10 protein-coding genes are annotated in these 12242 nt (G+C 53.5%); 7 read left to right on the top strand and 3 right to left on the bottom strand.

What is annotated here, in order from left to right:
• Positions 1-547 precede the first annotated feature (547 nt).
• Together R3C20_22405 and R3C20_22400 are read right to left on the bottom strand one after the other, a co-directional pair.
• Positions 548-751, bottom strand: a complete 204-nt coding sequence (locus R3C20_22405) for a hypothetical protein (protein MEZ6043258.1) — start codon at positions 749-751, stop codon at positions 548-550.
• Positions 752-811: 60 nt separating this feature from the next.
• Positions 812-1264: a nuclear transport factor 2 family protein gene (locus tag R3C20_22400; protein ID MEZ6043257.1), complete on the bottom strand. Its 453-nt coding sequence runs from the start codon at positions 1262-1264 to the stop codon at positions 812-814.
• Positions 1265-2161: 897 nt separating this feature from the next.
• Between R3C20_22400 and R3C20_22395 the strand changes: the two genes are divergently transcribed.
• From R3C20_22395 to R3C20_22375, 5 genes are all read left to right on the top strand, one after another.
• A complete protein-coding gene (locus R3C20_22395; GenBank protein ID MEZ6043256.1) occupies positions 2162-3778 on the top strand; it encodes a serine hydrolase in 1617 nt (538 codons plus the stop codon).
• Between the two features lie 87 nt (positions 3779-3865).
• Positions 3866-4990: a polyphosphate kinase 2 gene (ppk2, locus tag R3C20_22390; GenBank protein MEZ6043255.1), complete on the top strand. Its 1125-nt coding sequence runs from the start codon at positions 3866-3868 to the stop codon at positions 4988-4990.
• Positions 4991-5212: 222 nt separating this feature from the next.
• Positions 5213-6058, top strand: a complete 846-nt coding sequence (locus R3C20_22385) for a glycerophosphodiester phosphodiesterase family protein (protein MEZ6043254.1) — start codon at positions 5213-5215, stop codon at positions 6056-6058.
• A 458-nt stretch (positions 6059-6516) separates the two neighbouring features.
• Positions 6517-7722, top strand: coding sequence for a hypothetical protein (locus R3C20_22380; GenBank protein MEZ6043253.1), 1206 nt, complete (start codon positions 6517-6519; stop codon positions 7720-7722).
• Positions 7707-7850 (top strand): hypothetical protein, encoded by a 144-nt coding sequence (locus tag R3C20_22375; GenBank protein MEZ6043252.1) that lies wholly within the window; start codon positions 7707-7709, stop codon positions 7848-7850. The genes R3C20_22380 and R3C20_22375 overlap by 16 nt, the downstream gene beginning before the upstream one ends.
• A 56-nt stretch (positions 7851-7906) precedes the next feature.
• Here the strand turns inward: R3C20_22375 and R3C20_22370 are convergent, their stop codons facing one another.
• Positions 7907-9547, bottom strand: coding sequence for an AAA family ATPase (locus R3C20_22370; protein MEZ6043251.1), 1641 nt, complete (start codon positions 9545-9547; stop codon positions 7907-7909).
• 355 nt (positions 9548-9902) lie between these two features.
• Between R3C20_22370 and R3C20_22365 the strand changes: the two genes are divergently transcribed.
• Together R3C20_22365 and polX are read left to right on the top strand one after the other, a co-directional pair.
• Positions 9903-10472, top strand: coding sequence for a hypothetical protein (locus R3C20_22365; GenBank protein MEZ6043250.1), 570 nt, complete (start codon positions 9903-9905; stop codon positions 10470-10472).
• A 56-nt stretch (positions 10473-10528) separates the two neighbouring features.
• Entirely contained in the window at positions 10529-12238 is a 1710-nt protein-coding gene (gene polX, locus R3C20_22360; protein ID MEZ6043249.1) for a DNA polymerase/3'-5' exonuclease PolX, read from the top strand.
• Positions 12239-12242 lie beyond the last annotated feature (4 nt).

The following is a 12242-nucleotide window of genomic DNA, read 5'->3' as shown; positions in this document are numbered from 1 at the left end:
TGTTTCGAGCGGCAACGCAGATCGCGGAGTCACCGCAAAACAGCCCGTGAGTTTCTGGAAGCTGGATGTCCGGACGAACTCTATTTCAGGAATTCCCCACCAGCAACGCTAATCTGATGGACCTGTCCAGAATGCGATGTTTGGGAAGCAGACTTCGTCGGAATCGTCGGTCAATCGGATTCCGGACCTGATATTTCCAGGTGTTGCGCCCCTTTGTGGGCCTCCAGCATCGTTCACTCAAAACGATATGGTCATGAAACGATGGGGTTATGCGTTGCCACACGCGGCAGGTGTCTGTGGTCGTCAAAATGATTTATGTCAGGTCAATCGCTTCGACGATGCTCGGCCAATGTAACAAGCGTTCGTGCAGGAACGGCGATCTTCACGTCGTCATAAGCCGCTGTCGCATTTGTCGCGTGCAACCCGATTGGCTCCGAAGGGGCTGTTGGAATTGCAAAGTTTTCTCAGCGCAGTGCGACTGCGTTATCCGGGTTACAGTCAGGCAGTTCGCGAGATTCGAACGATTGAGGTCAGGACGCCTGAGACATTACGACAACCCGGGAACATCTGAGATGGTGGTTGCCAGTGCCTTGAGTCTGGCGTAGCGAATCACATGGACAGTTTCGACTGCGTCGCGCAATTGGATCCTGACGTCACCTCCTCCGAACAGGTCATCGAACGAACTTGACTCTCGCTGGCCATTGCGAAAAACCAACAGTGGCCGGCCGACCAGCACGATTTTCAGATGCACGAGCCCCATTACCGCACAGTGATTTACCGCACAGTGATTTTCCAGGCTTTCGGTTGAATGTCAGTTTACTGTTTCAGAAAAGACTTCAACATGACAGATCTGCCAACGGCCATCTGTCTTTCGGTAGGTGTATTTTCCGCGGCGATTGATGTTCCAGGTTCTTGTGAAGAATACGAAAACCGAAAGTGTATAGATGCCTGTCTGGTTCAGAATTGGAGTTGCGGTTCCGTTGTTATTTACAGCAATGGATTCGCGAGTCATTTCAGAATCGACAGTTTTGAATTGGGACAGTTGTTTCCTGACGTGACGCAAGAGTTCATCGCGGTTAATCTGTTTCCCATCAGCCTGAATGTAGCGAAGGTCTTCCGTGAAGAACGTTCTGTATGCATCAATGTCCCTGGCGCAAAACGCCTGACGTGCACTGGCGTGCATCGAATCGAGTTCTGCGGCGATCGCGCTGAGGGATGGATCTGTTTCCATGGCAGCCGTTGCATCCTTTTGAGAAATGAACACGATGTTCACGCTGCGGACATGTGCGATGTTGACGATCAGTCCGGCTCTTCCGTCTCCTCGCGTGCAGCGCGTGGTTCGCCGGAATCCTGAAGTGAACAGAAAGCTTCTTCCAACAGACGATGTTGCCGGGATCGCAGTTTGATCCCGGGTCTGACATCTCGTAAGGCCGTGATTGCGTGGATGTCTCCGGTTCGACTTCCTGTTTATTCGGCACGTCCTGTATGAGCTGTCAGGAAACTTCGTTGTTGCTTTCCCCGCGAATGATCTCGCGTGGAACCTCTGAAAATGGTTCAGGCATTGCGCAAGCGAGAGACGTGCGACGAACTTCAACGAACAGTGAATCTGCTCTACCGCAACGATACTCAATTTGTGATGTCTGTGATACCAGCGAAACGAATCTGAGAATGTCCATGGTCACATATGTGACGCAAACAGAATTCGCTTGCCTTTGTCGCCCAAAGAAAGAACTCTTAGCTTAATTAGCAGCCTATTGAAAAACGGGACTGGCTCGAGCAGGAGACCTGACAATACGATGGTTTCCAGTCATCCTGCCTGCCTGTCCCGGTTTTTCAATGGACAGTTAGGTTAGACCATGCTGCCTGATAGGAAAAGTTTTTGACGAGCGACTGTGCAGTGCGCATCGAAGACGTGTTTGCTGCCCACCGGAGAAGCATTGCTGAGCCAGTGATTCGCTGGCCCATTATTCGACGTCGATAAGTGCGGATACGAATTCCAGAGCAAGGAGAGTTCCTGACAAATTCGAATTCCTGTTGTTTTTGGATCCTGTGTGGCGTGCGGTTGGACGGCGATTCAATGCTATGATGTTTGGCCTGTTTGGTGTTGCAGCCGAATAAGTTCGTGTTCCAAATACTGACTGGTGACGATTCGAGGCGTGGAATGAAGAACTGCGTACTTCTTGTGATGTGGCTGGTTGCCTTGTGTGCTTCCGGGCCGTCGTTCGCTCAGGTCGAAACAACTCCAGCGCAATCGCAGGTCTTGTCAGTTCCCGTTGGTTCCGCGGGGCAGGATGTTGATGTCGAAGCGATTCGTTCAGCAATTTCCGAAGCGAGGGTTCGCTGGGGCGTCCCCGGTCTGGCAGTGTCCATTGTCAGGGACGGGCAGGTGATTTTCTCCGAAGGATTCGGCGTGCGGGAGCTTGGCAGGGAGGAGTTGGTGGATGGGGATACTCTGTTTGCAATTGCCTCAAACTCCAAGGCGTTCACATCGGCTGCATTGGCGATCCTAGAGGAAGACGGCGTTCTGGATTTGAGTGATCGGGTTCAGAAGTATCTTCCGTGGCTTCAATTGTACGACCCCTGGGTCTCCTCGGAGCTTCGCATCGATGATTTGCTTTGTCACCGCAGTGGCCTTGGGACTTTCAGCGGCGACCTGCTTTGGTGGGGCACTCCGTATTCCCCGGAAGAAGTTCTGCGCAGAGCCCGGCATTTGAAACCAGAAGGACAATTCCGTGCCAGTTATGGATACAGCAATCTGATGTTTCTGGCAGCCGGTGAAGTGATTGCCAAGGCGAGCGGAAACAGCTGGTCGGACTTTGTTGCTCAGAGAATCTTAAAGCCCGTTGGAATGAATCGCACGCTTGCGTCTGTCTCCGCCCTGCAGTCGACCAGCAACATTGCAACGCCGCATAAACCGACACCTGAATCCGTCACACCCATCCCCTGGGTCAACTGGGACACAATGGCGGCAGCCGGCGGGATTATTTCGAGTACGAATGACATGGCAAAATGGCTGATCGTTCAGCTCAACCGTGGAGAGCTGCCTGATGGGACGTCATTGTTTTCCAGACGATCATCAGATCGAATGTGGAAAGTCCACAACGTGATGTCTGTAAGTTCCGGTTATCAGAAGCGATTTCCGTCGACACACTTTCGTGGATATGGATTAGGCTGGGTGCTGTCCGATTACAAAGGACGAATGACGGTGTCGCATGGTGGCGGCTACGATGGCATGTACTCGCATGTGCTGATGGTGCCAGACGAGAATCTTGGCATCGTCGTTCTCACCAACAGTATGACCGGTATTTCGCCTGCGATTGCGAATACAGTCATGGACCGTTATCTGGGCGGTTCGCAACGCGAATGGCTGACAGAAGATCTGGTCACTGACCGAAAGGGACGACTGGATTTCCATGATCGGATTGAAAAGACGGTTGCTGCAACTGTCACTGGAACACAACCTTCGCGGTCGCTGGATGCCTATGCCGGTGAATTTCGTTGTCCACTTTATGGCGATGCGAGTGTTACAAAAGAAGGACAGGGGCTTGTGCTGCGTCTGCTGCCCAATGAACATCTGATCGCGGACCTGGAGCACATTCAATTCGACACATTTCGAATTCGCTGGCGAAATCAATTTGCCTGGTTTGGTGACGGGACAATTCAGTTCGTGCCTGATGCGAAGCAGGTGTTTCAGCAACTGCGGCTGGATGTACCAAACGACGATCTCTGGTTCTACGAACTGGACTTCAGACGAATCGGATCACGAGAAGACGAATGATATCGAAACAAGTGATGAAGTAGAGAACCAATCGGCTGAGTGACACGAACGAGTGCGACGCAGAGTTTAACGCGGAGTGGTGAGAACATGGCAAATCAAACATTTGGCGACATGCGGAAGCTTGATGATGACACAACACCCCGCGAAGTGGTTGCCGGCGATACGGTGCCCTCAAAGTCGAAGTCGGGAATTGAGAAGTACACAGTCGCCAGCGCCATCAGTGCGGCTCAGGAGGCCAAGATCAACGCGGTAAGGGATATCGTGGCCGAAATCCCGCCGCATGATCCCGAAACCATTGCCAAAGTTCTGCATGCGATTATGGATGGAACATCTGCCGACGATGCAAACGTAATCCGCAACGCACTCCTCGGCCGCGAACCAGCAGTCAGTTCTGAAAAAATATCTCCCGATGATGTCCTGTCAGAAAACTGGCGACAGGGTGGGTATCCGTACAAGAATCTGATGTCCAGAAAGTCTTATGAAAAGCAAAAATACAAACTGCAGGTCGAACTCCTGAAGCTGCAGGCCTGGGTTAAAAAAACAGGAGCGAGAATCGTAATCCTGTTTGAAGGCCGTGATGCGGCAGGTAAAGGAGGCACAATCAAGCGATTCATGGAACACCTCAATCCCCGCGGTGCTCGAGTCGTCGCACTTGAAAAGCCAACGGAGGCAGAATCCGGGCAATGGTACTTTCAGCGATACGTGGAACATCTGCCAACGCGTGGCGAGATCATTCTGTTCGATCGTTCGTGGTACAATCGGGCTGGTGTCGAACGAGTGATGGGGTTTTGTTCGGATGATGATTACGACGAATTCATGAGGCAGGTCCCGGAGTTCGAACGCAACCTGGTGCGAAGCGGAATTGTCTTGATGAAGTTCTGGTTCTCCGTCAGCCGTGATGAACAGCGAAGACGCTTCAGGGAACGCGAACGACACCCGCTCAAGCAATGGAAGCTTTCGCCGGTCGACCTTGCGTCGCTTGATAAATGGGACGAATACACAAAAGCCAAAGAGGCGATGTTTCATCACACCGATACTGTGGATTCGCCGTGGACTGTCGTTAAGTCTGACTGCAAGAAAAGAGCCCGACTGAACGCATTGCGACATGTACTTCACAACATAAATTTTGACGGTCGGGACCTTGCCGCCATCGGACCGACTGATCCTTTACTGGTCGGCAGGCCGCAGGTGCAATATGCCGATCAGGATTGACCAAATCACCTGATCTGACGGAATGACCATACCTGGATTCCGCGGAAGATTGTCCGGTATGCTGCAGAGCGAGCATCATGCATGTTCAGCGAGCATCATGCATGTGCAAGGAATAAACATGGAGTCGTCGTGGCCTGAGGCAAAGCGCGGCCAGGACGACTCCATGTTGTTTGGGGCGGAACCCAAAAAGACCATTGACGCATTCTTTTCCGAGGTAACGGCATGTTTGCAAGACTCTGTTTCGTCGTCCTGGCTGTTTGCTTCCCCGCCGGTTTGATGAAGACCAGTGCCACCGAGCCACCTTATGTTGTCGCTCACCGGGGATTGCTGCTTCATGCCCCCGAAAACACACTCGGTAACTTCCAGGCCTGCCTCGAACTGCGGCTGGGGTTTGAATTTGATATCAAGAGAACACGTGACGGGCATTTGATCTGTATTCACGACGACACCGTCGATCGCACAACCAATGGAACGGGTAAAGTCGTTGACTTAACTCTTGAAGAAATTCGTCAAATGGACGCCGGTCGGTGGTTTGATCCCAGATTTGCTGGTGAAAAGGTGCCAACAGTCGATGAAGTACTGCGACTGATTGCTCAATATCGACAACATGATGTGCTGATTGCTGTGGATATCAAAGACGGTGGTGAGCAGGAGGTTGTGCGAATGGCTGAAACACATCAGGTGCTGCATCGCTTGCTGTTTATCGGTAAAACGATTTCTGAGCCAGCGATAAGAGACCGCATCAAACAAGTTTCAACGGCCGCACAGACGGCCGCGGTCGCAAACACTGCAGAAGAATTTCCACAGGCTCTCGCGTCTGCAAATGCAGACTGGGTCTATTTTCGTTATCTGCCCCCGGAAGAACAAATGAAGGCCCTTCGGAGTGGGGGCAAACGAGCTTTCATTGCCGGAGCGACGGTCAGTGGCCAAGTCCCGGAGAACTGGGGACATGCTGTTCAGGCTGGTATCCATGGCATTCTGACGGATTACCCGCTTGAACTTTTTCCTGCGCTGAGAAAGTTCGATGCCTCGTTGAATGACCACACAAGTCGAAACCTGGAACGTTAGCTTGGCAGTTCGATGAAAAATCGGGACAGCAACGGAGTTAGCAGAGATCAAGTTTCAGATTGGAGATTTGTATTTCGAATTCGCCGTTCTTGTGTGGATGGGTGGGCGCCGCTCAGCTCGGGATCAGCAAACGGGGGCCGGGCCCCTTTTCGCCTCACCATCGCATCGCCTTTTGGGGTGAAGGCGATCACCCGCTGATGCGCCGGGCTACCTTTCCCAAAACTGTCGTCAGCCCAACCGCGCCGGGCCTGATGAGTGGGGCTTCCGGCGTTTTGAACACCTGTGATATTCGGCCGCGGATTTCCGCATTCCTTTGCCCGCGCATTCCACACGCTTTTCGCTGATTGCTCCGGAGTCGGGGTCAGGTTATGTTGTCACTGAAAGCCGAAGACAGCAGGCTTATTCGCGAATACACGTGTAGAGCCCTTCAAAACCGATGACTCGGGAACCAGCAAGCCATGGCCATTTTTAAGCGGAACCTGATGCGATGGAATGAGCCGATTTTCTTTGTCCCGCGGATGCGTACTCGGAGTGAATGGCGCGGGAAAATCATACTCGCAATTGTTGTTGCAGTGGTGATGTCGGCCGGTCTGATGGCAGCCCGCTTCGGGATCGATGCCGGGGGGCCCAGGCTTTCCGTCCCACTTGCCATTCTGGCTGGTATGGGAGTTGGCGTTCTGTTGGTGGCTGTTCGCGAACTGGTCTGGTTTCAGCGAGATATTTCTATCGACGAAAAGAACATCACTTGTTTTGCAAATGCCGGCATGATGACAGCGTTGACGACCGTCCCCCTGGCCGGCATTGCTCGCGTCATTATCCAGCGACCAGAAGAGTGCGAACTGAAATTCGGGCTGATGACTGTGAAGGCGCTGAATGGCATCGTTCTGGTTGGTATTCCTGGATCGGTAGCCTGCGAAAAGCTGGCACAGGTTCTGCATGATCAGGGCGTCACGGTCGAACTGAAGGACTGGGAGCCGGTTACCATACGGCGTTCCACGGCGCCGATGACTCTGGAAGAGGTGGAGCGGACGGCACCCAGAGTCACAGGGATGGCGCGTATCTGGGAATTCGATCAGCCCGCGGACCAGCGTGTTCTTAGTCGTCCCGTGATCATTTGCTGTACAGTCATCAGTTTAGGTCCGCTGGTGGCTGCGTTGATTTCGTCAATTGGCATCTGGATCTACACCTGGATGCATCGTGCTGAACTTGACACCTTATCCGTTGCACTCTGGATTGGTGGTGGGTTCGGCTGTCTGGTTGTTCCGTTCGTGCTGGTCGCAGCCTGGGGCGACCATTTGCCCAACTTGTGGATTCGCAGCCTGATGCGGATTCGCCTGCGCCATCGACCCGATGCAATCATTGATTCAGAAGATACAGAGTCTCATTACATTGACATAGTGCCTCGAAAGAACTGGGGCAAAGTGATGCTGATGAGCAATTCAGATTCCGGGTTTCTGAAGATAACTTCGGATGCGCTGCTTTATGAAGGCGACGCGGAGCGATGGCAGGTTCCGTTATTGAGCCTGATGGGATGTCAGGTTGAAAAGGTGTCTCGAAATCCGGGTGCGCCAGATACGGATGAAGGAGCGTTCAGCTACTACCTGGTGCTTCAGGCAAATCCAGGACCGGACTCTGGGAGGCTCCGATCATGTTGCCCCCTGTGACGCTCGCTCCTTCAAATAACAGGAATCGCGAACGTATGGCACACCAACTTCGGAATGAGATTCTTGAGAAGCTGCCGGAAGCTCGTCGAGACCATTTTAAGAACCTGCAACAACAGGTGAATGTCTGACAATAAGTCGATGTCTGAGGAGCGACTTTTGATGTCCTCAGATGACGGAACACAAATCAGTTTCCGTTGGGTGTTTCGTTGTGTGAATCTTTGTGCCCGTCCAGAGAAGATCCGCAACCGAATCTCAGTACGTCCCGAATTCCCGCTTTGTTGACGAAGCCGTCGGGAAAGAGGATTCGCGCCAGGCGAGTCAGGTTGCGGATTTGACGTCCATTCAGGTCGACGCCGCCAAGCTTTTCGAAGCTGCATTCCTGAAGATGCAGTCCGGCCACTTCAAACATCGTCTTCCAGATCATGGCACGCGTATGGGCGTCCAGTCGCGGGTACTGCAATCTGAGCATCACGCGACTCAGGACAGCATCATCCAGCACTTCGGGTCGGTTGGTGGTGAGAAACAACAGGCCTCGGTAGTAGTCCAGCAATCGCAGGAAGATTCCGACAATGGCCGATCGTTCCAGATCGTTACCACGCTGTGCGAGAAAAATTTCGCATTCATCAAACTGCAGGACGGCATTCCAGCGGGTGACGCGAGCGAACACACATTGAAGATTCTCCTCCACTTCTGAAGCACGTGTGCCAAGTTCACCGAGTTCCAGTACATACAGCGGCCGTTCAGTGATTTCGGCATAGATTTCTGCCGTCAGAGTTTTTCCGACCCCTGGTTCGCCCGATGCCAGCACAACCGCTCCCCCGTGTTTGCCCTGCAGAAGATCGCCGAACATGTTCTCGATCGGCGTGCTGAAAACTCGCCGCAGTATTGAATGCATATCTGCTGGTAGCTGAAGTCGAGTCAACGCTTCCGTGTCGAACTGGTATTCTGTGATGTCATCGATGTCCGCGTAGACGTACGACTTTGTTTCCAGGCAGAAGATGCGAACGAACGGCAGGCGGGATTCGGATTCGTCATCGCGCGAAAACATGTAACGATGATCGTGGTCCACTTCCAGTGCGGGTTCCACGACGCATCGGGACGGCATCTCGGGCGAACCAAGCGATTGTGTTTCAAAACCTTTCCACCATGAAAAACGCGACGGTGCAATGACCGAACCCGTGACCAGGACCACTTTGCCGAACGAAGCCGCCATGCGTTCGGCAGACACCAGTCGCAGATTGAACTCTGTCGCTGTCATCATCAATCGCTGGTAACCCAGACGCTCCAGGACTTCGATGACCTTCACCGTTCTTTTCTCGCTGGCCTCGTCCAGAAACAAGTCTCGGGAAACCATGTGCCCAACGCCGAAGGCCCGATCACCAAGTTGGACGGCGCATCGCAGTTCGACACCGCGAGTCACCTTGTCGCCGTCTTCGATAAATCGGATCGTTGCAACGACCGGATACCATCGTCCGTTGAGCTGCATTTCGCAGTTGGGACTTCGACTCCCGGAGAGCTGCAGCGAAACTCCGAATTCCACCGGGTCCGCCACTTCCAATTCGTAGATGGAATCCAGGTTACAATCGGACTGCCGGATGCCGAATACATGCAGAGCGATTCCTGTGCGGGTCGTTACAGGAAGCTGCGCCTCGCGCAGTATGGCTCGCCAGAATGCCCCTGGGAACTTGTTCAGTTCGACATGGACCGAATGCATCCCGTCAAGACTGGCAAGAAACTCGGCTACGGCAGAACGGTCAGTTGATGTTAACGCGGCCGAGTCCAGCGCGCGGCGAATCCACATCTTCTTCAGTTCGTATTCTCTCATGAGTGGCTCACAGGTTGATAGCTGTGCGTCAGCCCCCACTCAATCCTGGAATTGAGTGCAGTGGCTGATCGGGTTCGCTCGCCATGATGCTCCGCGTGCATTTGATGAATCTGACACCATTACGGCAAGTGGACACGACCATCGCCCGCCAGGAAAAACCATGTCTGAGGTGGTCATTTCAGGCACATCAGGAAAAATGGTCTCGTAAAATCGGACCCCAGGCTCGCCTTCGATCCCGATTCTGACTCATCATTCAGCTCCCTTCTGATCGAGAGGCGTCGGTGGTAGGATGTCCGAAGTTTTATCCAGTCAACGACAATCTGACCGTCCGAATCAGGAAAGTAGAGAATATCATATGAAGGGTTATCTGATTCCAATTCTGTTCGCCCTGGGCACTGCGCTTTGCTGGGGAATGTACGGGCCAACTCTGGGAAAGGCGCGAGCTCCCGGAGGAGAATGGAGTCCGTTCAAGCCGTACGTGTTTATTGGTGTAGCGTACCTTGTCATCGCGATCGCCGGGGGTTTGATCGCAATGAAGCTCAAGGGAGACACATTTAGTTACGGTGGCAGTCATGCGCCTGCGATGAACTGGGGTTTCCTTGCCGGGACTCTTGGCGCAGCCGGGGCTTTGTTCCTGACCAATGCTGTGATCTCAAGCAGAGGGAATACAGCGTTGGTGATGCCGATTGTTTTCGGGGGCGCGGTCAGTGTGAACGCTGTGTTCGCCTGGTCTCAGCTTCGCAAGGTGCCGGATTTTCATATCAATCCGCTGTTGTGGGTCGGAATGGCGCTGGTTGTGACCGGCGTAGTTCTTGTTGCGATGAATACTCCCCATGGTGCACCGAAGCCTAAAGCTTCTGCCGCGGCTGGGACGGAGAACAGCTCAGTCCCGGCTCCCGCCGAAGCGGAACAGTCCAACGGTTAATCTCCTCACGGACCGAATACGAACAAGAACGCCCTTCAGACTCTTCGCGCCGGCCCATGAAAAACGAACAGATTGCTGAATGTTTTGAGACGCTGGGTGACCTTCTGGAAATTCAGGGGGCGAACCCGTTTCGAATTCGTGCGTATCGCAATGCTGCGCGAGTGGTTTCGTCCACAGCAGAGTCATTCGTTGACCTCTGCGCGCAGGACTACGATCTCACTCAACTGGAAGGGATCGGCAAGGATCTTGCGAAACAGATTCGCGAAGTCGTTGCGACGGGTCAGCATGCTCAACTGGAGGAACTAAAGAAGGATGTGCCTTCCGGCGTGCTCGACATGCTTAGGATTCCGGGCGTTGGTCCGAAGAAGGTGGCCGTCTTCTTCAATGAACTCAAGCTGAAGTCGCTTGATGAGCTGAAGGCGGCGGCGGAAGCCGGTCAGATCGCAAAGTTGAAGGGGTTCGGCAAAAAAACGGAGCAGGCGATCCTGGAGAACATCGCTCAGGCCGCGACCGCTGCCGAACGGATTTCCATTGCCGATGCAACGGCAGCAACGGATATCGTTGTGGCAGATATGCTGAAGCTTCCGGGTGTGAAGCAGGCATCCGCTGCTGGAAGTTGTCGGCGTCGTCGAGAGACCTGTGGCGATCTCGACGTACTTGTCACCTGCGACGATGCCGCTATCCCCATGGATGCCCTGGCGTCTCACGCATTGGTGGAATCGGTGCTCCAGCGTGGTGAGACAAAACAGCGAGTGCGTTTGAAGTCCGGTGTGGAAATGGATCTCCGCGTTGTCCCGGAAGAATCCTTTGGCGCTGCTCTGCAGTATTTCACGGGCTCCAAAGAACACAATGTTGTCGTTCGGGGGCGTGCTAAGGATCAGGGACTGAAGGTCAACGAATACGGCGTCTTCAAAGGTGATGAGCAGATTGCAGGACGCACGGAAGAGGATGTTTATGCGGCCGTGGGACTTCCCTGGTTTCCACCTGAACTGCGGGAGAACCGGCATGAGTTCGAATGGGCAGACGCCGGGAGCCTTCCCGAGCTTGTCTCGCTGACGGATATCAGGGGCGATCTGCACATGCATACCACCGCATCGGATGGTGCGGCGACGATCGCTGAAATGGCTGAAGCGGCGAAAGCCCGCGGCTTGAAGTATATTGCCATCACCGATCATAGCAAACGGGTCTCCATGGCCAACGGCCTGGATGCAGACCGTCTGCGAACGCATTGGGAAGAAATTCGCAGAGTCTCCGCTTCCATCAGCGGAATTGAAATTCTGTGTGGCATTGAATGCGACATTCTTGAAGACGCCTCTCTTGATCTGGATGACGACGTCTTGTCCGAAGCCGACTGGGTGATTGCGGTCCTGCACTATGGATTGAAGCAGCCACGAGATCAGATCATGAAGCGACTGATGAATGCTGTCCAAAATCCCAATGTTGATATCATCGGGCATCCAACCGGGCGACTGGTCGGCCGTCGTGAAGGAGCGGATGTCAACATGATGGAACTGCTGAAGGCAGCTGCCGACCACAATGTCATGATGGAAATCAATGCGCATCCCAAGCGGCTGGATCTGGACGATATCTCTGCCGCGGCTGCGAAGGATTTGAAGATTCCGATTGTGATCAGCACCGACTCTCACAGTGTAAACGGTTTTGATGTCCTGCCTTTTGGTGTTGACCAGGCTCGACGGGCGGGACTGACAAAGAACGATGTGGCAAACACCCGAACACTGGCTCAGTTCAGAAAGATGCTGAAATAGGCTC

The organism is Planctomycetaceae bacterium (genome assembly GCA_041398825.1).
Classification (GTDB): Bacteria; Planctomycetota; Planctomycetia; order Planctomycetales; family Planctomycetaceae; genus F1-80-MAGs062.
The sequence above is the reverse complement of the archived record's forward strand: the minus strand, read 5'-3'. Positions and strand labels throughout refer to the sequence as shown.